The 20249-nt window shown below is 30.2% G+C and carries 32 protein-coding genes and 1 pseudogene; 31 read left to right on the top strand and 2 right to left on the bottom strand.

What is annotated here, in order from left to right; all coding sequences use genetic code 11:
• Nucleotides 1-21: 21 nt before the first annotated feature.
• Together CQA42_RS04955 and CQA42_RS04950 are read right to left on the bottom strand one after the other, a co-directional pair.
• On the bottom strand, nt 22-1311 hold the full coding sequence (locus tag CQA42_RS04955; protein ID WP_115583594.1) for an outer membrane family protein: 1290 nt from the start codon (nt 1309-1311) through the stop codon (nt 22-24).
• A gap of 33 nt (nt 1312-1344) precedes the next feature.
• Nucleotides 1345-1950, bottom strand: a complete 606-nt coding sequence (locus CQA42_RS04950) for a hypothetical protein (protein WP_115583593.1) — start codon at nt 1948-1950, stop codon at nt 1345-1347.
• A gap of 174 nt (nt 1951-2124) precedes the next feature.
• Between CQA42_RS04950 and pheS the strand changes: the two genes are divergently transcribed.
• From pheS to rpsD, 31 genes and pseudogenes are all read left to right on the top strand, one after another.
• On the top strand, nt 2125-3123 hold the full coding sequence (gene pheS / locus CQA42_RS04945; RefSeq protein ID WP_258865572.1) for a phenylalanine--tRNA ligase subunit alpha: 999 nt from the start codon (nt 2125-2127) through the stop codon (nt 3121-3123).
• The gene (gene pheT, locus CQA42_RS04940) at nt 3123-5471 is read left to right on the top strand and encodes a phenylalanine--tRNA ligase subunit beta (protein WP_115583591.1); all 2349 of its coding nucleotides are present in this window, start codon (nt 3123-3125) and stop codon (nt 5469-5471) included. Before pheS ends, pheT begins: the two co-directional genes overlap by 1 nt.
• Complete coding sequence (gene aroA / locus CQA42_RS04935; protein WP_115583590.1) at nt 5468-6808, top strand: 3-phosphoshikimate 1-carboxyvinyltransferase; 1341 nt, start codon at nt 5468-5470, stop codon at nt 6806-6808. The genes pheT and aroA overlap by 4 nt, the downstream gene beginning before the upstream one ends.
• A 3-nt stretch (nt 6809-6811) precedes the next feature.
• Nucleotides 6812-7645 (top strand): 4-hydroxy-3-methylbut-2-enyl diphosphate reductase, encoded by an 834-nt coding sequence (locus CQA42_RS04930; protein ID WP_115583589.1) that lies wholly within the window; start codon nt 6812-6814, stop codon nt 7643-7645.
• Between the two features lie 186 nt (nt 7646-7831).
• Nucleotides 7832-8140, top strand: coding sequence for a 30S ribosomal protein S10 (gene rpsJ / locus CQA42_RS04925; protein ID WP_115583588.1), 309 nt, complete (start codon nt 7832-7834; stop codon nt 8138-8140).
• Between the two features lie 11 nt (nt 8141-8151).
• Nucleotides 8152-8745 carry a 50S ribosomal protein L3 gene (gene rplC, locus CQA42_RS04920; protein WP_115583587.1) on the top strand — a complete coding sequence of 198 codons (594 nt, stop codon included), beginning with the start codon at nt 8152-8154 and terminating at the stop codon, nt 8743-8745.
• Complete coding sequence (gene rplD, locus CQA42_RS04915) at nt 8742-9362, top strand: 50S ribosomal protein L4 (RefSeq protein WP_115583586.1); 621 nt, start codon at nt 8742-8744, stop codon at nt 9360-9362. The genes rplC and rplD overlap by 4 nt, the downstream gene beginning before the upstream one ends.
• A gap of 2 nt (nt 9363-9364) precedes the next feature.
• Nucleotides 9365-9646, top strand: a complete 282-nt coding sequence (locus CQA42_RS04910) for a 50S ribosomal protein L23 (RefSeq protein WP_115583585.1) — start codon at nt 9365-9367, stop codon at nt 9644-9646.
• 10 nt (nt 9647-9656) lie between these two features.
• On the top strand, nt 9657-10484 hold the full coding sequence (gene rplB, locus CQA42_RS04905) for a 50S ribosomal protein L2 (protein ID WP_115583584.1): 828 nt from the start codon (nt 9657-9659) through the stop codon (nt 10482-10484).
• A 9-nt stretch (nt 10485-10493) separates the two neighbouring features.
• Complete coding sequence (gene rpsS, locus CQA42_RS04900) at nt 10494-10775, top strand: 30S ribosomal protein S19 (protein ID WP_115583583.1); 282 nt, start codon at nt 10494-10496, stop codon at nt 10773-10775.
• A 10-nt stretch (nt 10776-10785) separates the two neighbouring features.
• On the top strand, nt 10786-11136 hold the full coding sequence (gene rplV / locus CQA42_RS04895) for a 50S ribosomal protein L22 (protein ID WP_115583582.1): 351 nt from the start codon (nt 10786-10788) through the stop codon (nt 11134-11136).
• A gap of 1 nt (nt 11137) precedes the next feature.
• Complete coding sequence (gene rpsC, locus CQA42_RS04890) at nt 11138-11842, top strand: 30S ribosomal protein S3 (RefSeq protein WP_115583581.1); 705 nt, start codon at nt 11138-11140, stop codon at nt 11840-11842.
• A 3-nt stretch (nt 11843-11845) separates the two neighbouring features.
• Nucleotides 11846-12271, top strand: coding sequence for a 50S ribosomal protein L16 (rplP, locus tag CQA42_RS04885; protein WP_115583580.1), 426 nt, complete (start codon nt 11846-11848; stop codon nt 12269-12271).
• A 4-nt stretch (nt 12272-12275) separates the two neighbouring features.
• Complete coding sequence (gene rpmC / locus CQA42_RS04880; protein ID WP_115583905.1) at nt 12276-12464, top strand: 50S ribosomal protein L29; 189 nt, start codon at nt 12276-12278, stop codon at nt 12462-12464.
• A 2-nt stretch (nt 12465-12466) separates the two neighbouring features.
• Complete coding sequence (rpsQ, locus tag CQA42_RS04875) at nt 12467-12730, top strand: 30S ribosomal protein S17 (protein WP_115583579.1); 264 nt, start codon at nt 12467-12469, stop codon at nt 12728-12730.
• Nucleotides 12730-13098, top strand: coding sequence for a 50S ribosomal protein L14 (gene rplN, locus CQA42_RS04870; RefSeq protein ID WP_115583578.1), 369 nt, complete (start codon nt 12730-12732; stop codon nt 13096-13098). Before rpsQ ends, rplN begins: the two co-directional genes overlap by 1 nt.
• Nucleotides 13092-13316, top strand: coding sequence for a 50S ribosomal protein L24 (gene rplX / locus CQA42_RS04865; protein WP_181881514.1), 225 nt, complete (start codon nt 13092-13094; stop codon nt 13314-13316). The genes rplN and rplX overlap by 7 nt, the downstream gene beginning before the upstream one ends.
• Nucleotides 13317-13327: 11 nt before the next feature.
• Nucleotides 13328-13873, top strand: coding sequence for a 50S ribosomal protein L5 (rplE, locus tag CQA42_RS04860; RefSeq protein ID WP_115583576.1), 546 nt, complete (start codon nt 13328-13330; stop codon nt 13871-13873).
• A complete protein-coding gene (locus tag CQA42_RS04855; protein ID WP_115583575.1) occupies nt 13874-14059 on the top strand; it encodes a type Z 30S ribosomal protein S14 in 186 nt (61 codons plus the stop codon).
• 11 nt (nt 14060-14070) lie between these two features.
• Nucleotides 14071-14466 carry a 30S ribosomal protein S8 gene (gene rpsH / locus CQA42_RS04850; RefSeq protein ID WP_115583574.1) on the top strand — a complete coding sequence of 132 codons (396 nt, stop codon included), beginning with the start codon at nt 14071-14073 and terminating at the stop codon, nt 14464-14466.
• Nucleotides 14467-14475: 9 nt separating this feature from the next.
• Nucleotides 14476-15015, top strand: a complete 540-nt coding sequence (gene rplF / locus CQA42_RS04845) for a 50S ribosomal protein L6 (protein WP_115583573.1) — start codon at nt 14476-14478, stop codon at nt 15013-15015.
• 15 nt (nt 15016-15030) lie between these two features.
• Nucleotides 15031-15387 carry a 50S ribosomal protein L18 gene (gene rplR / locus CQA42_RS04840; protein WP_115583572.1) on the top strand — a complete coding sequence of 119 codons (357 nt, stop codon included), beginning with the start codon at nt 15031-15033 and terminating at the stop codon, nt 15385-15387.
• A 15-nt stretch (nt 15388-15402) separates the two neighbouring features.
• The gene (gene rpsE / locus CQA42_RS04835) at nt 15403-15843 is read left to right on the top strand and encodes a 30S ribosomal protein S5 (protein WP_115583571.1); all 441 of its coding nucleotides are present in this window, start codon (nt 15403-15405) and stop codon (nt 15841-15843) included.
• A gap of 26 nt (nt 15844-15869) precedes the next feature.
• On the top strand, nt 15870-16268 hold the full coding sequence (gene rplO, locus CQA42_RS04830) for a 50S ribosomal protein L15 (RefSeq protein ID WP_115583570.1): 399 nt from the start codon (nt 15870-15872) through the stop codon (nt 16266-16268).
• Nucleotides 16269-16270: 2 nt separating this feature from the next.
• The gene (gene secY / locus CQA42_RS04825; RefSeq protein ID WP_115583569.1) at nt 16271-17524 is read left to right on the top strand and encodes a preprotein translocase subunit SecY; all 1254 of its coding nucleotides are present in this window, start codon (nt 16271-16273) and stop codon (nt 17522-17524) included.
• Complete coding sequence (gene map / locus CQA42_RS04820; RefSeq protein ID WP_115583568.1) at nt 17524-18279, top strand: type I methionyl aminopeptidase; 756 nt, start codon at nt 17524-17526, stop codon at nt 18277-18279. Before secY ends, map begins: the two co-directional genes overlap by 1 nt.
• A 45-nt stretch (nt 18280-18324) precedes the next feature.
• Nucleotides 18325-18537 (top strand): annotated as a pseudogene (gene infA / locus CQA42_RS04815) (translation initiation factor IF-1); the annotation flags it as partial.
• 170 nt (nt 18538-18707) lie between these two features.
• Nucleotides 18708-18821: a 50S ribosomal protein L36 gene (rpmJ, locus tag CQA42_RS04810; RefSeq protein ID WP_112060632.1), complete on the top strand. Its 114-nt coding sequence runs from the start codon at nt 18708-18710 to the stop codon at nt 18819-18821.
• A gap of 4 nt (nt 18822-18825) precedes the next feature.
• Complete coding sequence (gene rpsM / locus CQA42_RS04805; RefSeq protein ID WP_115583567.1) at nt 18826-19188, top strand: 30S ribosomal protein S13; 363 nt, start codon at nt 18826-18828, stop codon at nt 19186-19188.
• 8 nt (nt 19189-19196) lie between these two features.
• A complete protein-coding gene (gene rpsK / locus CQA42_RS04800) occupies nt 19197-19598 on the top strand; it encodes a 30S ribosomal protein S11 (RefSeq protein WP_115583566.1) in 402 nt (133 codons plus the stop codon).
• Nucleotides 19599-19609: 11 nt separating this feature from the next.
• Entirely contained in the window at nt 19610-20236 is a 627-nt protein-coding gene (gene rpsD, locus CQA42_RS04795) for a 30S ribosomal protein S4 (protein WP_115583565.1), read from the top strand.
• Nucleotides 20237-20249: the final 13 nt, after the last annotated feature.

Raw genomic sequence — 20249 nt, 5'->3', positions numbered from 1 at the left:
ATATTTAACCAATCTAAAAGGCTAGATTCTAAATTCTACATATCCTTTTAAAAAGCTTAGATTTCTTTTGTTTTCAATCATATAAGCACCAATTCCACCAATATTTACTCCAAGTGTGACATTCCACCTAAAACCTAGTGAATAAGAATTTTGAGTTATTCCATCTCCTTTAGAATTTCTAAGAAGTGCCATTAGAGCGACTTTGTTTATTTCTGTGCCAACAAATCCATAAAATGTTCTTGTATTTGCATTAAACATATTTGAAGTATTTATTCCATTATCAATTCCACCAGGTTCTATTACATCATATTCTTGATGGCTATGTGTTTCAAATCTTGACATATTCCCCATACTTGCCAATTCAAAATATGATTTCCATACTTGCATGTAACCACCACCAAATAATAATGAGCCATTGTTAAATGAATAATTTATTTCTTGATCAAACCATATTATAGAGCTATCCCCAGCTAAATTTGAATGTGAATGATCATGAGAGTGATCGTTTGTTATGTTATTTGTCTTTGAATTTAAATATGTATAATGCAATGTCGTAACATAGCTAAAACCTTCTTTTTTTACTAATTTAGATTCTACCTTTCCACCCACACTCCAAAAGAATTTATTCATAGCATAATAATAAGGTGCTATTGTTATATATGGAATATTTACATTAAGCCCAGCTGCCCATAAAAATTCATCATTATATGCATTTTTATATATATCAAAATTACTTACATGTTCTCTATTTGCATGAGCTTGCTCATCAACAAAATTTGCCCACACTTCAAATGAATTATATTGCGCATCAATGCTAACGCCTTGCACATAATGCTTTAGCCAATCTCTATCCTCATGATATCTACCCGCTGTTACATCAAAAAAATTATCCACTTTATAATTTATATATGCTTTATTTGTGAGGAATCTTGTATCTATATAATTATTAATAGCATTGTATTTTGGATATTCATAAAGAGGGGTGATAATATGTATGCCAAGACCAAAAAATAGTGTATTTTGCAAACTATATGTAAGATCTAGTGACGCACTAAAGGCATTATAATTATCTTTTGTTTTTCCTAGATTTGTTTTATTAAAAAGACCAACATGTCCAGCAAAACCATATTGTTTTGTGCTATCTTTATTCTCATTTTCTTTTGTATCATTATTTTCTATACTATCTAGTGTTAGTGGTGGGAGCAAGAGTAGATTTTCTAAAGATTGCGTACCTTGCACATCTTGTTTTATGTTTGATTCGTGTGCATTTAGTGCCATAGAAGCAATAATGCTAAATATTATATATTTCATATTTTTTCCTTACTTAATAGAATTTAATTTGTTTTAATCTAAAATAAGAGATTTTTTTTGTTTTACTAATTTATTTATTTCATTTACTAATGATAATGCGTATAATTTGCTTATTTCATCTTTTGTTTGCAATTTATCAATCCAAGTTGCGCATATATTTTTTAGGCTAACACCTTCGCTTTTATTGATATCAAAATAATTTGCTTCTTTTAAATAAGCAGCTGTATATATTGCTATTGCAAAATCTGTGAGTTTTGCTATATGACTCCAACCATCATTTTGTTGTTTGATTTTTCCTGTATATATCATGCAACCAAGTGCTAACCTAGAAGATATTTCTTCTGGATATACCCTGATTCTGCTTGGCTGTATTTTATTGAAATTTCCTTTTGATAAATCTGCTAATTGTGAATTTACAGAATCTCTTTGTATAAAAAAATCTACTATTTCTTTATCGCTAAGTCCTGCCTGTCTAACACTTGCTATATCATATTGATTAAAATTTTTAGATACATAATCTAATATTTCTTTATCGCTATAACCTTTTTTTCTAGCATCCACAAAGTCAAAATTAAAAGCATACATATTTGCAATCAATGCTGCAATAAAAATAAAGATTCTAAAAGGTTTAAATATCATTTGCCTATCCTTGTTACTTTAGATTGGAATCTATGGGCTGAATTCTATAATATTAAGTTTAATAAATCATAAATACATGTATAAAACTTGCATTTAAAAATAAAATTACCAAATAATTAAACAAAATTTGAATACAATTATAAACTATAAAAAATTATATTTAAGGTTTTTGTATTGGAATGGTTAAATGAAATACTAAATGAAATAAGCAAGTGTAGCCAAACTAAAGATTTAGAATTATTACGATTAAAGGTATTTGGAAAAAAAGGACTTCTTACAAATGAATTTAGTAATCTAAAAAATATTAGCGATGATTCTAAAAAACAGGTGGCAAAAGAGTTAAATGATATTAAGCAAAAAATAGAATCTATACTAACTACTAAAAAAAGCGAATTAGAAGAATTTGAATTAAATCAAAAAATAGAATCTCAAAAAATAGATGTGAGTTTGTTTAACTCTAGTTTATCTCCTATGTATGGACATCCTATAAATATCATATTTGATAAGATTATTGATTATTTTGTTGGCATGGATTTTTCTTTGAAATATGGTCCGCTAGTAGAAGATGATTTTCATAGTTTTGAGGCGCTAAATCTTCCAAAGTTTCATCCTGCAAGAGATATGCAAGATACATTTTATTTTAATGATTCTATGCTACTTCGTCCGCATACTTCACCTGTGCAGATTCGAACAATGGAAGAAGGAAAATTGCCAATTAGGATAATAAGCCCAGGTGCTGTATTTAGGCGAGATTATGATATGACGCATTCGCCTATGTTTCATCAAGTTGAAGCACTTGTTGTAGATAAAGATAAAGAAGTCAATTTTGCAAACTTAAAATACATATTAGAAGATTTTTTAACTTATATGTTTGGAGATATCAAGATTAGATTCCGCTCTAGCTTTTTTCCATTTACTGAACCAAGTGCTGAAGTGGATATTAGCTGTGTATTTTGTAAAGGTGCAGGTTGTAGAGTATGTTCAAATACAGGTTGGCTTGAAGTGCTAGGATGTGGCGTTGTAGATAATAATGTATTTAAGGCAGTTGGACTTAAAGATGTAAGTGGATATGCCTTTGGTCTTGGAGTGGAACGTTTTGCAATGCTAAGTTATGGAGTGAATGATTTAAGATCATTTTTTGAAACAGACTTAAGATTATTGGAGCAGTTTTAATGAAATTTAGCAGAAATTTGATATCAAGATTTATTGATATTTCTAAGATAAATGATGAGATTCTATGTAAAACTTTAAATGATATAGGTTTGGAAGTAGAAGATAAGCAAATATTAAGAGTTCCAAATAATGTTGTTGTTGGTCTTGTAGTCGAAAAGATAAAGCATCCTGATGCAGATAAATTAAATATTTGTAAAGTAGATATTGGAAGCGAGGTGCTTCAAATTGTCTGTGGTGCAAAAAATGTAGCAAAAGGTCAATATGTAAGCGTTGCATTAATTGGTGCAAAATTAGATAAATTAGAGATTAAAAAAAGTAATTTAAGAGGCGTAGATAGCTGTGGTATGATATGTTCTAGCACAGAACTTGGAATGCCAAAAGTAAATGATGGAATCTTAGTTTTAGATTCTAGCATTGGAGAATTAGAGCTTGGAAAAGAAATTTGTGAATATCCTTTATTTAATGATGTTGTATTTGAGGTTGGGGTCACGCCAAATAGAGGTGATTGGCTTAGCTTGATAGGTATTGCAAGAGATTTAGCAGCCGCACTTAATTTAAAGCTAAATATAGAGAAAGAAAAAGAAATAAAAAATGAGATTACTCCAGGAATTGGCAGAATCTTAAATGTATCATTTGATAATACCATGCAATCATCGCTTTGTTATAAAGTCGCAGAGCTAGATAAAATAAATGTTGATATAACCACGCAGATTTCACTTGCAATTTGTGATAATCTAAAAGATGATGCATTGCAGAATCTATTAGCATTTACTACCTATATGACAGGTGTAATAATCAATGCTTATAAATTTGATTCTTATGATAGTAAGATTTCAAATGATAATAAAAAGATTCATATACATATAAAGAAAGATTCTAATGGCATTGAGAGTGTATATTATTATGACAATAAACTATATGATATTGGAATTGAAAGCAATGACAAAAGCTATGCAAATCAAGATTCTAGGATTGCAGTATTTGAAACAAGCTTTATACCAGCAAATTATATATCAGAAGTAGTATTTAATAATAAAATAGAATCTGATTCAAAAATATTATATTTAAGCAAAAGAGGAAGCTCTCCACTGATAAAAGAAGGCATGGAATTTTTATGCAATCTTTTAAGTGATATGTCTCTTAGTGTGATTTATTCATCAACTCAAGATATTATTCAAGATTACCCTATCATAAGGATTGATTGTAGCTTTGAAGATATTAGAAATATTATAGGCAATAAAATAAAACATGAAGAGATTACAGATTTATTAAAGAAAATGGAATTTGTTATCAATTCTGCTGCAGATGATAGTTTTATTGCTATCAATCCACCTTTATATAGACAAGATATTCATACTTTACAAGATGTTGCAGAAGAAATCCTAAGACTTAGAGGTATTGATAAAATCAAATCTATACCACAGAAATTTATCCAGTGTAATAGTGTAGATAACAATTATCATTTATATAAATCTAAGCGATTTATTGCAAGTAAGGCGATAGCAAATAGGTTTTTTGAATGTTTGCATTATGTATTTTATAAAAAAGAGATTTTACAATCTTATGGATATGAGGTTTTAGAATCCAATCTTGATATAACAAATCCAATTACAAGTGATTTGAACACTCTTAGAAGCTCACTATTGCCTGCTATGCTTGATAGCGTAGCAAGAAACAAAAATTATGGCTACAACACAATTAGATTATTTGAAATAGGAAGTATTTATAATAAAAAAAGAGAAGAAAGTTCATCTTTAGCTTTTGTAGTGAGTGGAAATAGACTAGATTCTGTATATCCAAATCCAAAAGGTGAAATATGGGATTTTTATAGTTTTGCAAGTGTAATAAGCGATATAGTTGGTAAATTTACTTTAGAATCTAGTAGTGCAAATATGATATATCACAAAAATATTTGTGCAACAATTATAAAAGATGGCAAAGAAATAGGATTAATAGGAAAGTTAAATCCATTTATTTCAAACAAGCTAGATATAAGCGAAGATACATTTATTTGTGAGATTTGTTTTGATAAATTGTTTGAAATTATTAAGATTCCTGTATTTAGTGAGTTTTCTAGATTCCAAGCATCTCAAAGAGATATTACAATATTGCTTGATAAAAATATAGAATTTGGAGAGATTAAAAAAGAGATTCTTAGCCAAAATTTTCCTGATATAAAATCTATCATTCCACTTGATTTGTATAAAAGTGATGAGCTCGGAGACAAGGTGAGTTTGAGTTTTAGGATTACATTTCAATCAATGAATAAAACACTTAGTGAAGATGATTTAAAGATTGATAATATTGTTGAACTCTTATCATCCAAGTTTGGGGCAATACTTAGATGAGAAAAACAGAGATTTTACCTATTGTAAATAATATAGATTTATGCATAGATTCTATTGCTCCAGATAAATCTATATCGCATCGCAGTGCTATATTTTCTTTTTTTAGCAATAAACAAAGTAGAGTTAGAAATTATCTTTTTGGTGAAGATACACTTGATACTTTAAAAATAGCCATGCAGCTTGGGCTAGAAGTAAAAGATTCTAATGGAAATATAAATAATATAGAATCCATCAAAAATAGCAAGGAATTATATTTTAGTCCAACAAATGGTATAAATGAACCTATAGATATTCTTTATTGTGGCAATGCAGGCACAGCAATGAGACTTTATATAGGATTACTTGCACCAAATAAAGGAAATTTTATCCTAAGTGGTGATAAATATCTAAATTCTAGACCAATGAAGCGAATTATTGAGCCACTAAATAGTATCGGTGCAAATATCTCTGCAAGATGCAATAATACCCTTGCTCCTATTTGTATAAATGGCGCAACACTAAATCCATTTACATATCATAGTCTTATATCATCAGCACAAGTAAAAAGTGCTATGATTTTATCAGCATTGCAAATACAAGGCATTAGTAAATTTAGTGAAATCTCAAAAAGCAGGGACCATACAGAGAGAATGTTTCTTGGAATGGGCGCAGATTTGAAAATAAATGATAATGAAATAATAATAAATTCAAATAAAGAGCCACTAAATCCACTTGATATTACAATCCCAGCTGACCCTTCAAGTGCATTTTATTTTGCTATTCTTGCAGCTATCACAAAAAATGCTAAAGTTGTTTTAAAAGATGTATTATTAAATCCAACGAGAATCGAAGCATTTTTTGTATTGCAAAAAATGGGAGTTGATATAAAAATAGAAATAAAAAATAGTGAATATGAAGATATAGGCGATATTACCATCAAAAATAATGAGCTTAATGCCATTAGTGTAGATTCTAATATATCATGGCTTATAGATGAGATTCCAGCTTTGGCTATTGCTTTTGCTTGTGCAAAAGGTAGCAGCAAGATAACAAATGCCAAAGAATTGCGATTTAAAGAAAGCGATAGGATAAAAGCGACATTAGAGGGGTTAAAATCATTTGGTGTTAGATGTGAAGAATTAGAAGATGGATTTATTATTGAAGGTGGTATAAATTTGAAGAAAAAAATACCAACCATAAATAGCTATGGCGATCATAGAATTGCTATGAGTTTTGCGATACTTGGAATCTTATATGGAGTGATTGTAGAAGATTCTGCTTGTATTGATGTATCATTTCCAAATTTCTTAGATATTATCAAAAATATCACAACAATAAAAAATAGTTTAAGTAGGTAAAAAGTGCAAATAAAAAGAGCAAATGAATATGGATTCTGTTTTGGTGTAAAAAGAGCAATCAAGCTTGCTGAACAAAATAAAAATGCAATTACAATCGGTCCTTTGATACATAATCAAAAAGAAATCGATAGACTAAAAGTAAATTTCAATGTCCATGTAGAAACCAATTTGGATAATATTAAAGAAAATTCAAATGTGATAATTAGAACACATGGAATCCAAAAAAATGATTTAGAGAGATTGAAACAATCAAATGTAAATATCATTGATGCTACTTGTCCATTTGTAACAAAACCTCAAAAAATTTGTGAGCAAATGAGTGATGAAGGATATCATATAATTATTTTTGGAGATAAAGATCACCCAGAAGTAAAAGGTGTTGCAAGTTATTGCACTAAAGCATATCAAGTGGTATTAGATAAAGACCATATTGATATTAATATCATAAAAAATAAAGTTGCATTAGTCTCACAAACAACAAAAAATCTATCAAAGTTTTTAGAAATTGCAAATTATTTAATAGAAATATGCTCTGAAGTAAGAGTATTTAATACTATTTGTAATGCTACATTTGCAAATCAAGAAGCAGTAAAAGAGTTGGCTATAGATTCTGATGTAGTTATTGTTGTTGGTGGAAAACAAAGTTCAAATACAAAGCAATTGCTAAATATATCGCTTAACTACTGCAAGGATAGTTATTGTATCGAAGATGAAAATGAATTGCAAAAAGAATGGTTTGTAGGCAAACAAAAATGTGGAATTACTGCTGGAGCTTCTACTCCTGATTGGATTATTAATAGTGTTGAAAATAAGATTAGGGAATTTCAAGAGAAATAAATTTTATCTTTAAGAGCTTATTATCCTTTTTATAAGGAAATAAAATTTATTATATTTCCCTATTTATAGTAAAATGTATTGACTAACTTCATTATTTTATTATAGAATTTTGCCTTTATTTTAAAACTAAAAGCAATTTTTTGCTTTGTGTATTCTATATACCTAAATTTTAAGGAAATAATAAACATGGAAAAAATGAGACTTAAACTAAAGGCTTATGACCATAGGGTGTTAGATAGGTCAGTTTCTTCGATTGTTGAAACAGCAAAGAGGACAGGTTCAGAGATAATTGGACCAGTTCCACTTCCTACAAGAAAGAGAAAATACACGGTTTTACGCTCACCGCATGTAAATAAGGATTCTAGAGAGCAGTTTGAAATGAGAATCCATAGTAGGATAATAGATATCATGTCTGCCACTCCAGAAACTGTTGATAGTCTAATGGGGCTTGATTTAGCACCAGAAGTAGAAGTAGAAGTTACATTTATAAATTAAGGAATAGTCAAATGGAATTTTTGCAAGCAGAATTTTTAGTAGAAAAAATAGGCATGAGTAGGACAATAGGCACAAGTAGTATTGCCGTAACTCTACTTAAAATCATTGATACAAAAGTATGTGAATTATTAGGTAGCGGTAAAGCGATAGTCGCTTATAAACAAGGGAAGTTTGTCAATAAACCAATTTTAGGTCAGCAAAAAAAATACAATATAACAAGAGAATTTAATAATTTTGCAACAATAAAAGTTACTAATACAGAAGTTGGAAATTTAGATTTAAGTATATTAGAAAACGCAAAAAGGGTTAAGGTATCATTAAAAACAAAGGGTAGAGGCTTTTCTGGTGTTATGAAAAGATGGAATTTTCAAGGTGGTCCAGCAGCACATGGTTCTAGATTCCACAGAGCTCCAGGATCAATAGGTAATAGAGAGTGGCCAGGAAGAGTTCAAAAAGGTAAAAAAATGTCTGGACATTATGGTGATGAGCTAGTTACTACGCAAAATGAAATATTATCATTTGATAAAGCTAATTCAGTGTTAGTATTAAAAGGTTCAGTTCCGGGATACAATGGAATCTATGGACGAATAAAGGTTGTAAAATGAGTAAAGCTATTGTATTAAATGAACAATTTGAGAAAAAAACAGATATATCTCTTCCAGAAAAATATGCAGAAGTTAAAGAGCATAATTTATATTTATATGTAAAATCATATCTTGCATCATTAAGAAATAATTCTGCAAAAGCAAAAACTAGAGGCGAAGTAAGCGGTGGTGGTAAAAAACCTTGGAGTCAAAAAGGCGGCGGAAGAGCAAGAGCAGGAAGCATTACATCACCTGTATTTGTTGGTGGTGGTGTTGCTCATGGTCCTCAAAATAATCGAAATTATGATATTAAGATAAACAAAAAACAAAAAAGATTAGCATTAGAATATGCACTTAATCAAAAAGCATCTTTAGATAAACTTTACATTGTAGATTCTATCGATATTGCTAGTGGTAAAACAAAAGATGCATCTTCTATATTTAAAAAGCTAAATGAAAAAAGTGTATTGTTTGTTGTAAAAAATATTAATGATAATACTTTTCTTGCATTTAGGAATCTAAAAGATTGTTATGTTGTCGAAGAAAATGAAGTAAATGCTTATTTGATAGCTGCATTTAGAGCTGTTGTGTGTGAAAAAGCTGTATTTGACAATTTAGTAAATAATATAAGGGGATAATAATGGCAGATATAACAGATATCAAAACAATAATGTATACAGAAAAGTCCCTAAGCCAACAAGAAAGTGGGATTATAGTTATGCAAACTTCACAAAGAGTTAGCAAAAATCAACTAAAAAATATCTGTATTCAATATTTTGGATTTACTCCACTTAGAATTAATTCTCTCAATCAACAAGGAAAAACAAAAAGATTTAGAGGTATAGAAGGTAATAGAAATAACTTTAAGAAATTCTATGTAAAAGTGCCTGAAGGTGCTAAGATAGAATCTCTAAAATCATAAGGATTTGTAAATGGCTATTAAAACTTATAAACCATATACGCCAAGCAGGCGATTTATGTCTAATCTTAGTTCCAGTGATATTACTGCTAAAGCTAGTGTAAGATCATTGCTAACAAAATTAAAAGTGACTTCAGGTAGAAATAATAATGGCAGAATTACTTCTAGACATAAAGAAGGTGGAGCAAAAAAACTTTATAGAATTATTGATTTTAAACGTAATAAATTAAATATAGAAGGTATTGTAAAGGCTATTGAATATGATCCATTTAGAAATTGTCGTATAGCTCTTATTGCTTATGTAGATGGTGAGAAAAGATATATATTGCAACCAAATGGTCTTAATGTTGGAGATAAGATTCTATCTGCTGATGAAGGTATAGATGTAAAAGTTGGATATTCTATGAAATTACGAGCTATTCCAATTGGAACTATTATTCACAATATAGAACTTCACCCTGGTGCTGGCGGACAATTAGTAAGAAGTGCTGGTGCAAGTGCTCAATTAATGGGTAGAGAAGGCAAATATTCAATTATTAAAATGCCAAGTGGTGAAATGAGATATATCTTAGAAGAATGTAGAGCGACTATAGGAAGTATAGGTAATGAAGACTATATGAATATTTCTATCGGTAAAGCAGGTAGAGCTAGACATATGGGTATTAGACCACAGACAAGAGGTTCTGCGATGAATCCTATCGATCACCCACATGGTGGTGGTGAAGGTAAAACTGGTTCTAGCGGACATCCTGTATCACCTTGGGGAACACCTGCTAAAGGTTACAAGACAAGACGTAAAAAGTCTAGTGATAGATTAATTATTTCAAGAAAGAAAAAATAAGGATTATTAATGGGAAGATCAATTAAAAAAGGTCCTTTTACTGATGACTATTTGGTTAAAAAAGTTTTAAAAGCAAAAGAAACTAAAGATAATAAACCGATTAAAACATGGTCAAGAAGAAGCACTATCATTCCAGAAATGATAGGCCTTACTTTTAATGTTCATAATGGAAGAGTTTTTATTCCTGTGTATATAACAGAATCTCATATTGGATATAAATTAGGTGAATTTGCTCTTACAAGAACATTTAAAGGGCATAAAGGCTCTGTTCAAAAAAAGATTGGTAAATAAGAGGTAAGATATGAGTAAGGCAATATTAAAATATATTAGATTATCACCTACAAAAGCTAGATTGATTGCAAGAGAGATACAAGGAATGAATGCTGAATTGGCACTTGCCACTTTAGAATTTACACCAAATAAAGCTGCAAAAGTTATATATAAGGTTGTAGCATCTGCTGTTGCCAATGGAAATTATGATGCTCAAAGTGTAGTGATTAAGTCTTGTAGAGTTGATGCAGGTCCAGTTCTTAGAAGAATGACACCAAAAGCTAGAGGAAGAGGTGCTCCAATAAGAAAACCTACTTCACATGTAATGGTTGAAGTTATTGAAACAAAAGAAGATAAAGTTAAAAAAGGTGGGGTGAATTAATATGGGTCAAAAAGTTAGTCCAATAGGTCTTAGATTAGGTATTAATAGAAATTGGATTTCTAGATGGTTTCCTTCTCAAAAAATAACTGCATCTAATATAGGTGAAGATTATAAAATTCGTAATTTTGTTAAAAATGAATTATATTATGCTGGTATTAGTGAGACTATTATAGAAAGAACAACAAAGAAAATTAAAATCACTGTTGTAGCAGCTCGCCCTGGTGTTATTATCGGTAAAAAAGGTGCAGATATTGAAAAGATTAAAGAGAATCTTAAAAAATTAGTTAAAAAAGACATAGCTGTAAATATTAAAGAAGTAAAAAGACCACAAGCTAATGCTCAATTAGCCGCTGAAAATGTAGCTATGCAATTAGAAAGAAGAGTTGCTTTTAGACGTGCTATGAAAAAGGTTATGCAAACAGCTATGAAATCTGGTGCAAAAGGTATTAAAGTAAAAGTATCAGGAAGACTTGCTGGTGCTGAAATGGCTAGAACTGAATGGTATATGGAAGGTAGAGTGCCTCTTCATACATTAAGAGCAAAGATTGATTATGGTTTTGCTGAAGCAAAAACTACTTTTGGAATTATTGGTGTAAAAGTTTGGATATTTAAAGGAGAGGTCCTTCATAAAGGAATCCAGCTTGATAAGAAAGAAGCTGATGTTAAAACAGAACCTAAAGCTAGCAAAAAACGAGGGAGGCAATAAATTATGTTAATGCCAAAGAAAACTAAATATAGAAAGCAAATGAAAGGTCGCAATAGAGGCAAAGCTACTCGTGGAAATAAAATAGCTTTTGGTGATATTGCAATCAAGGCAACTGAAGCTGGAAGAATAGATTCAAGACAAATTGAAGCAGCAAGAATTGCTATGACAAGACATATTAAAAGATCTGGTAAAGTATGGATTCGTGTTTTTCCAGATAAACCAATTACTGCTAAACCATTAGAAACAAGAATGGGTAAAGGTAAAGGTGCTGTTGATAAATGGGTTATGAATATTAAGCCAGGTAGAGTTATATATGAAATGGTTGGTGTGGAAGAATCTTTAGCTAGAGAAGCTTTGGCATTAGCACAAAGTAAGCTTCCATTTAAGACAAAAATTATAACTAGTGAGAGTGAAAATGAAATCTATTGATATGATAAAATTTAGTGATATTAAAGATAAAGATATACAAGAATTGCAAACTATGTTGAAAGAAAAAAAGCTAAAACTATTTGAATTAAAATTACAACTTAAAACAATGCAACTTACTAATTATTGTGAGATTTCTAGCGTTAGAAAAGAAATAGCAAGAATTAATACTGCTATATCAGCAAAAAGAGGTTAATAATGAATAAAGAGCAAAAATTTAAGAGAGTTATTCAGGGCAAAGTTGTTAAAAAAAGTGGTGATAAAAGCTTTAGTGTGTTGGTTGAGAGAAAAGTTGTTCATCCAAAATATAGAAAAATTGTAAAAAGATTTAAAAAATACATAATTCACGATGAAAATAATTCTTGTAATATAGGTGATGTTGTTGAGGCAATAGAGTGCAAACCTATATCTAAGAGCAAGTCTTTTAAATTAAATAAGACAATAACTGCAGGAGTTGAGTAATGATACAGAGTTTTACTAGAATGAATGTTGCTGATAATAGTGGTGCAAAGGAATTAATGTGTATCAAGATTCTAGGCGGTAGTCATAGAAGATATGCTAGCGTTGGTGATGTTGTTGTTGCATCTGTAAAAAAAGCTATTCCTAATGGAAAAGTCAAAAAAGGTGATGTTGTAAAAGCTGTGATAGTTAGAACAAAAAAAGAAATACATAGAGAAAATGGCTCATTAGTGAGATTCGATGATAATGCAGCTGTTATTTTAGATGCAAAAAAAGAACCTATTGGCACTAGAATCTTTGGACCAGTTGGCAGAGAGGTTAGATATGCTAACTTTATGAAAATTGTTTCACTTGCTCCGGAGGTATTATAATGGCTAAGATTAAAAGAGATGATATGGTATTGATTATTGCTGGTGATGATAAAGGAAAAACTGGTAAAGTCTTAAAAGTCTTACCTAAAGAATCTAAAGTTATTGTAGAAGGTTGCAATATTGTAAAAAAGGCTATTAAGCCAAGTGATAATAATCCTAAAGGTGGTTTTATCTCTAAAGAAAAACCAATACATATATCAAATGTTAAAAAGTCATAGGAAGGTTTAAGATGTATCAGTTGAAGGAATTATATTTAAATGAAGTTAGAGATAAGCTATCAAAAGAATTTGATATTAAAAATCCTATGCTTATTCCAAAACTTGAAAAGATTGTAATAAGCGTTGGAGCTGGAGAATATTCAAAAGAAACAAAAATAATGCAAAATATTGCAGATACTATTTCTTTAATAGCTGGACAAAAAGCTGTGATTACAAAAGCAAAAAAATCTGTTGCTGGATTTAAAATGAGAGAAGGTGCTTTAATGGGTGTTAAAGTTACTCTTAGAGGTAAAAGAATGTATAACTTTTTAGAGAAATTAATTGTTATCTCATTGCCTAGAGTAAAAGACTTTAGAGGGATTCCAAAAAATGGATTTGATGGAAATGGTAATTATAACTTTGGTCTTAAAGAACAGCTTGTATTTCCTGAAGTTGTTTATGATGATATCATGGTTACTCATGGTATGAATATCACTATAGTAACTTCTACAAATAATGATAAAGAAGCTTTTAAATTATTAGAATTTCTTGGTATGCCTTTTGGGAAAGGAAAATAAATGGCAAAAAAATCAATGATTGCAAAAAATGCAAGAAAAGCAAAATTTAGTTCAAGATCTTATTCTAGATGTCAGGTTTGCGGTCGTCCTCATTCTGTTTATAGATATTTTAATTTATGCAGAGTTTGTTTAAGGAAAATGGGTAATGAAGGCTTATTACCTGGTATTAGAAAGTCTAGCTGGTAGGGAGATAATCAATGGTAAATGATATAATTGCAGATTCTATTACTAGAATCAGAAATGCTTCTATGAGAAAACTAGAATATACAAATCTTTATTATGCAAAGATTGTTGTAGCAATCTTAGAGGTTTTTAAAACTAAAGGATTTATTAAAGATTTTAGAATCAACTCTAAAGACAATAAACAAAGTATAACTGTAATGCTTTGCTATGATGACAATGGAAGATCTTTAATAAATGAGGTTAAGAGGATTAGCAAGCCTGGAAGAAGAGTTTATAAAAGTAGAACAGAATTAAAGAGATTTAAAAATGGCTATGGAACTATTGTAGTAAGCACTTCTAAGGGTGTAATTTCAAATGATGAAGCTTATAAAAATAATGTAGGCGGCGAAGCTTTATGCAGTATATGGTAGGAGATTATTATGTCAAGAATTGGTAAGCAGGCAATAACTATTCCTAAAGGTTTAAAGATATCTTTAGATGGAACAAAACTAATTTTTAATAATGCTAAAATACAAAAAGAATTAGAAACTCATGATAGAGTTGAAATCAATCTTACAAATGAAACATTATCATTTGGTCTAAAAGAATCACAGGGACTTAAAGCAAAAGCATTTTGGGGAACTTATAGAGCTTTAGCAAATAATATTGTGGTTGGTTTGACAAGTGGATTTACAAAACAATTAGAAATCAATGGTGTTGGTTATAAAGCAGCGATAAAAGGTAATGTTTTAGAGCTGTCTTTAGGCTATTCGCATCCTATTGATTATAAGATTCCAGATGGCATTGAAATAACTTTAGAAAAAAATATATTGACTTTAAAAGGTGCAGATAAACAGCAAATTGGGCAAGTTGCATCTGAAATAAGATCATTTAGAGCACCTGAGCCGTATAAAGGTAAGGGTGTCAAATATGTTGATGAAGTTATAATGCGTAAAGCTGGTAAAACTGCTAAAAAGTAAATAGAGGTTAGTTAAATGTTAAGTAATACTTTAAAATTAAAAAAGAAGCTTCAATTAAAAAGAAAAGCTAGAGTTAGAGGTAGAATCTTTGGAAATTCTACAAAACCTAGAGTAAGTATTTTTAAATCTAATAAATATTTTTATGCACAGGCAATTGATGATACTAAAGGTGTTACACTAGCTAGTGTAGATGGTAAAAAATTAGGTTTATCAAATAATATTGAAAATGTAAAAGTAATAGCAGAGCATTTTGCAAAAAGCCTCAAAGAAGCAAATATATCACAAGTTGTTTTTGACAGAAATGGATATTTATATCATGGTGTAGTTGCTAGTTTTGCAGATTCTCTTAGAGCAAATGGTATATCTTTATAAAAGGACTAGAGTATAATGGAAATCAATAGAGAAGAATTTAAAGAAGTAGTAGTAAATATTGGTAGAGTAACTAAAGTTGTCAAAGGTGGTAGAAGATTCCGCTTTAATGCTCTTGTTGTAGTTGGAAATAAAAATGGTCTTGTTGGATTTGGGCTTGGTAAAGCAAAAGAAGTTCCAGATGCAATCAAAAAAGCTATTGATGATGCTTTTAAAAATATTGTTCAAGTAAATATTAAAGGTACAACAATTGCTCATGATATAGAACATAAATATAATGCAAGTAGAATCTTACTTAGACCAGCAAGTGAAGGAACTGGAGTAATAGCAGGTGGTAGTGCTAGACCTGTAATAGAGCTTGCAGGAATTAAAGATATACTAACAAAATCACTTGGTTCAAGCAATCCTTACAATGTAGTGCGTGCTACAATTGATGCTTTAAGTAGAATCAAAGCATAAGTATTAAGAATTAAGAAGGACATGAAATGGCATTAGAGAACATTAAACCAGCTAAAAATAGTGTTAAATCTATTAAAAGAGTTGGTCGTGGTCAAGGTAGCGGTATGGGCAAAACTTCTACAAGAGGTGGAAAAGGACAGACTGCTAGAACTGGTTATAGTCAAAAAATAGGTTTTGAAGGTGGGCAACAACCATTACAAAGGAGACTTCCAAAAGTTGGTTTTAAAAGTAGAGTTATAAAACCTTATGTAATAAATGTAGATAGAATTACAAAGATTTGCACTCTTGATGAAATCACAAAATTAAGCATAAGAAGTGTGCATAAATATCCATCTCAAACAGATAAAATAAAACTGATAGGAAAAAAAGTAAAAGATATCGCCTCAAAAGTAAAAGATGATAGTATTGTTGTTAGTGGAAAATAATAATGAATAAAACTATAGTCAATAAGATTCTAATCACTTTAGCATTTTTATTTGCATATCGAATTTTGGCTTATGTGCCAATTCCTGGAGTTGATGTAGAAGTTATTAAAAGATTCTTTGATTCTAATTCTGGTAATGCTCTAGGTTTGTTTAATATGTTTAGTGGGCAAGCAGTTGAAAGACTTAGTATTATTTCACTTGGAATTATGCCTTATATTACCGCATCAATTGTGATGGAGCTTCTGGCTGCTACATTTCCAAATCTTGCTAAAATGAAAAAAGAACGTGATGGTATGCAAAAATATATGCAAATTATTAGATACGCAACCATAGCAATTACTATTGTTCAAGCTGTTAGTGTATCTATAGGATTAAAAGCATTAGAAGATGGTAGTGCAATTTTAATTGATATGAATACATTTATTATTATTTCTGTATTTTCTATGTTGGCTGGCACAATGATGCTTATGTGGATAGGAGAGCAGATCACGCAAAAAGGTGTAGGTAATGGGATTAGTCTTATAATCTTTGCTGGAATTGTTGCTGGAATCCCATCTGCTATAGGTGGCACATTTGAACTTGTCAATACTGGCGAAATAAATATTTTAGAATTGATTGCAATTATTATAGTTATACTTGCAACAATCTTTGCTATTATATATATAGAGCTTGCAGAGCGCAGAATCCCAGTGAGCTATGCTAGAAAAATTATTATGCAAAATCAAAACAAAAGAATAATGAACTATATACCAATTAAGTTAAATCTAAGTGGTGTTATACCACCTATTTTTGCATCTGCTGTATTGATATTTCCATCTACTATTTTGCAAGCTTCATCAAATAGCACGATGTTAGCAATTGCTGATTTTTTAAGCCCAAATGGAAATGCATATAATATTATTATGTTTTTTTTAGTTATGTTTTTTGCATTTTTCTATTCTTCTATTGTATTTAATTCTAAAGATATATCTGATAATCTAAAAAGACAAGGTGGATTTATACCTGGACTTAGACCAGGTGAAGGAACTGCAAATTTTTTAAATACAACTGCAAGTAATCTTACTTTTTGGGGAGCATTGTATTTAGCTGTTATATCTACTATTCCTTGGGTTTTATTAAAGATTATGGGAGTTCCATTTGTATTTGGTGGGACAGCAGTTTTGATTGTTGTTCAAGTTGCTATTGATACGATGAGAAGAATTGAAGCACAGATTTATATGAATAAATATCAAACATTAAGTGCAACAGGTTTGTAATGTCTATTGCAATAAAGAATCTTAAAGAGATAGAATCTTTAAGACATTCTAATAAGATTGTAGCTAAAGCTTTAAATGAAGTGTATAAACATGCAAAAGCAGGAGTTACTTTAGAAGAACTTGATGCTATTGCAGATGACTTTATCCTGCGACATAATGCAAAGCCATCGTTTAAAGGCTTGTATGGTTTTCCAAAATCTATATGCTTATCAGTAAATAATATAATAATCCATGGTATTCCAGATTCTTATAAACTAAAAGATGGTGATATTTTGGGTGTTGATATTGGTGTAGAGTATAATGGCTGGTATGGCGATGCTGCAGTAACTTTTGGTATTGGTAAAATTTCTAATGATGATGAAAATCTAATCAAATGTTCAAAAGATTCTCTTCTTTATGCCATAGATAATATTAAAGTTGGTATGCGATTTAAACAACTTAGTGCTTTGATTCAAGATTTTATATTATCAAAAGGATATGTTCCACTTCGTGGATTCTGCGGACATGGTATAGGTAGAAAACCTCACGAAGAACCAGAAATACCAAATTATATAGATACAAGTGTGATGCAAGGACCAAAAATAAAAAATGGTATGGTGTTTTGTGTAGAACCAATGATTTGCAATAAAAGTGGAAATTATAAGATTCTAGAAAATAAATGGTCGGTTGTATCAGAAGATGGATTGAATGGTAGTCATTATGAACATACTATTGCGATAGTTGATAATAAAGCAGTTATTTTATCAGAGGAGTAATTTTTGGCAAAAGATAAATATGATAAGGAAAATAAAAAGAAAAAAATAAAAGATGATGTGATTGAGATATATGGCAAGGTAATAGAGGTTTTACCTAATGCTACATTTAGAGTTGGTCTTGAAAATGAACATATTGTATTATGTCATATAGCAGGAAAATTAAGAATGCACTATATTAGGATTCTAACTGGTGATATAGTAAAGTTAGAATTAACTCCATATAGCATAGATAAAGGTAGGATTACTCTTAGATATAAAACAGAGGATATTCAAAAAGACCAAGATTTGATAGAGATTCAAAAGAAATTAGATAGTCTCTATAAGTAATTTTTAAAGTAAAAGAATATAGAATCTAAGCTTTTATCAAATCTTAGATTTTCACCTAAATTTCACAAAATAGCTAAATTAAAAATTTTTAAGGAGAAATAATGAAAGTTCGACCATCTGTAAAAAAAATGTGTGACAAATGTAAGATAATAAAAAGAAAAGGTGTTATTCGTGTAATATGTGTAACTCCAAAACATAAACAAAGACAAGGATAAAATTATGGCTAGAATTGCTGGTGTAGATTTGCCAAAAAAGAAGAGAGTAGAATATGCTCTTACATATATATATGGTATAGGATTAAAAACATCAAGAGATATCCTTAATGCTGTAAATATTTCTTTTGATAAGCGAGTTAATGATCTCAGCGAAGATGAAGTTTCTTCAATTGCAAAAAAGATTCAAGAAAGCTACATTGTTGAGGGTGATTTGCGTAAAAAAGTTACTATGGATATTAAAGCATTAATGGAAGTTGGTAGTTATAGAGGTATTAGACATAGAAAAGGTCTTCCAGTTCGTGGGCAAACAACAAAAAATAATGCCAGAACTAGAAAAGGTAAAAAGAAAACAATAGGCAGCAAGTAGGAGTAATTATGGCTAAGACTAATACAAAAACGAATACAAGAAAAAAATCTGTAAAAAAGAATATAGCTAGAGGTATTGTTCATATATCTGCTACCTTTAATAATACTTCTGTAACTATTACTGATGAAATGGGTAATGTTTTATGCTGGAGTACTGCGGGTGCACTTGGATTTAAAGGTTCTAAGAAATCAACACCTTATGCTGCTCAACAATCTGTAGAAGCTGCGTTAATGAAAGCAAAAGAGTGTGGTATTAAAGAGGTTGGTATAAAAGTGCAAGGACCTGGGAGTGGTAGAGAGACTGCTATAAAAAGCGTTGGTTCTATTGAAGGCATTAAAGTTTTATGGTTGAAGGATGTTACACCATTGCCACATAATGGTTGCAGACCACCTAAAAGAAGAAGAGTGTAAGGAGAAGTAAAATGGCAAGATATATTGGACCTGTAGAAAAGATTGAGAGACGATTTGGTGTAAGTCTTGATATGAAAGGCGAAAGAAGATTAGCTGGAAAATGTGCTTTGAATTCACGAAAATATGGACCTGGTCAGCATGGACAAAGTGTTGGTAAAATCTCTGAATACGGATTACAACTAAGAGAAAAACAAAAAGCTAAATTTATGTATGGAATCTCAGAAAGACAATTTAGAACAATATTTAATGAAGCTCATAGAATCGAAGGAAACACTGGTGAGAATCTTATCAAATTACTAGAGCAAAGATTAGATAATGTAGTATATAGAATGGGTTTTGCATCAACAAGAAGATTTGCTAGACAATTAGTAACACATGGGCATATTTTAGTTGATGGTAAAAAAATCAATATACCTTCATTTGTCCTTAAAGCTGGTCAAAAGGTTAGTGTTAGAGAAAAGAGTATCAATAATAAACAAATTATTAGATCACTAGAACTGACAAGACAAACAGGTATAGTTCCTTGGGTAGATGTTGATGAGAGTAAATTTTGTGGTATTTTTACAAGATTGCCAAATAGAGATGAAGTCGTTATTCCTGTTGAAGAAAGACTTATTGTTGAGTTATATTCTAAATAATAGTTAGGCGGTA

The sequence above is a fragment of the Helicobacter sp. MIT 99-5507 genome, from assembly GCF_003364295.1.
GTDB lineage: Bacteria > Campylobacterota > Campylobacteria > Campylobacterales > Helicobacteraceae > NHYM01.
Note: the sequence above shows the minus strand (reverse complement) of the source record. Positions and strands in the feature narration are given on the sequence as shown.

What these genes read in the sequence shown, in the direction of transcription:
- CQA42_RS04955 (WP_115583594.1), bottom strand. Translation starts at nt 1,311, where the DNA reads ATGAAATATATAATATTTAGCATTATTGCTTCTATGGCACTAAATGCA.
- CQA42_RS04950 (WP_115583593.1), bottom strand. Translation starts at nt 1,950, where the DNA reads ATGATATTTAAACCTTTTAGAATCTTTATTTTTATTGCAGCATTGATT.
- pheT (WP_115583591.1), top strand. Translation starts at nt 3,123, where the DNA reads ATGAAATTTAGCAGAAATTTGATATCAAGATTTATTGATATTTCTAAG.
- aroA (WP_115583590.1), top strand. Translation starts at nt 5,468, where the DNA reads ATGAGAAAAACAGAGATTTTACCTATTGTAAATAATATAGATTTATGC.
- rpsJ (WP_115583588.1), top strand. Translation starts at nt 7,832, where the DNA reads ATGGAAAAAATGAGACTTAAACTAAAGGCTTATGACCATAGGGTGTTA.
- rplC (WP_115583587.1), top strand. Translation starts at nt 8,152, where the DNA reads ATGGAATTTTTGCAAGCAGAATTTTTAGTAGAAAAAATAGGCATGAGT.
- rplD (WP_115583586.1), top strand. Translation starts at nt 8,742, where the DNA reads ATGAGTAAAGCTATTGTATTAAATGAACAATTTGAGAAAAAAACAGAT.
- CQA42_RS04910 (WP_115583585.1), top strand. Translation starts at nt 9,365, where the DNA reads ATGGCAGATATAACAGATATCAAAACAATAATGTATACAGAAAAGTCC.
- rplB (WP_115583584.1), top strand. Translation starts at nt 9,657, where the DNA reads ATGGCTATTAAAACTTATAAACCATATACGCCAAGCAGGCGATTTATG.
- rpsS (WP_115583583.1), top strand. Translation starts at nt 10,494, where the DNA reads ATGGGAAGATCAATTAAAAAAGGTCCTTTTACTGATGACTATTTGGTT.
- rplV (WP_115583582.1), top strand. Translation starts at nt 10,786, where the DNA reads ATGAGTAAGGCAATATTAAAATATATTAGATTATCACCTACAAAAGCT.
- rpsC (WP_115583581.1), top strand. Translation starts at nt 11,138, where the DNA reads ATGGGTCAAAAAGTTAGTCCAATAGGTCTTAGATTAGGTATTAATAGA.
- rplP (WP_115583580.1), top strand. Translation starts at nt 11,846, where the DNA reads ATGTTAATGCCAAAGAAAACTAAATATAGAAAGCAAATGAAAGGTCGC.
- rpsQ (WP_115583579.1), top strand. Translation starts at nt 12,467, where the DNA reads ATGAATAAAGAGCAAAAATTTAAGAGAGTTATTCAGGGCAAAGTTGTT.
- rplN (WP_115583578.1), top strand. Translation starts at nt 12,730, where the DNA reads ATGATACAGAGTTTTACTAGAATGAATGTTGCTGATAATAGTGGTGCA.
- rplE (WP_115583576.1), top strand. Translation starts at nt 13,328, where the DNA reads ATGTATCAGTTGAAGGAATTATATTTAAATGAAGTTAGAGATAAGCTA.
- CQA42_RS04855 (WP_115583575.1), top strand. Translation starts at nt 13,874, where the DNA reads ATGGCAAAAAAATCAATGATTGCAAAAAATGCAAGAAAAGCAAAATTT.
- rpsH (WP_115583574.1), top strand. Translation starts at nt 14,071, where the DNA reads ATGGTAAATGATATAATTGCAGATTCTATTACTAGAATCAGAAATGCT.
- rplF (WP_115583573.1), top strand. Translation starts at nt 14,476, where the DNA reads ATGTCAAGAATTGGTAAGCAGGCAATAACTATTCCTAAAGGTTTAAAG.
- rplR (WP_115583572.1), top strand. Translation starts at nt 15,031, where the DNA reads ATGTTAAGTAATACTTTAAAATTAAAAAAGAAGCTTCAATTAAAAAGA.
- rpsE (WP_115583571.1), top strand. Translation starts at nt 15,403, where the DNA reads ATGGAAATCAATAGAGAAGAATTTAAAGAAGTAGTAGTAAATATTGGT.
- rplO (WP_115583570.1), top strand. Translation starts at nt 15,870, where the DNA reads ATGGCATTAGAGAACATTAAACCAGCTAAAAATAGTGTTAAATCTATT.
- secY (WP_115583569.1), top strand. Translation starts at nt 16,271, where the DNA reads ATGAATAAAACTATAGTCAATAAGATTCTAATCACTTTAGCATTTTTA.
- map (WP_115583568.1), top strand. Translation starts at nt 17,524, where the DNA reads ATGTCTATTGCAATAAAGAATCTTAAAGAGATAGAATCTTTAAGACAT.
- rpmJ (WP_112060632.1), top strand. Translation starts at nt 18,708, where the DNA reads ATGAAAGTTCGACCATCTGTAAAAAAAATGTGTGACAAATGTAAGATA.
- rpsM (WP_115583567.1), top strand. Translation starts at nt 18,826, where the DNA reads ATGGCTAGAATTGCTGGTGTAGATTTGCCAAAAAAGAAGAGAGTAGAA.
- rpsK (WP_115583566.1), top strand. Translation starts at nt 19,197, where the DNA reads ATGGCTAAGACTAATACAAAAACGAATACAAGAAAAAAATCTGTAAAA.
- rpsD (WP_115583565.1), top strand. Translation starts at nt 19,610, where the DNA reads ATGGCAAGATATATTGGACCTGTAGAAAAGATTGAGAGACGATTTGGT.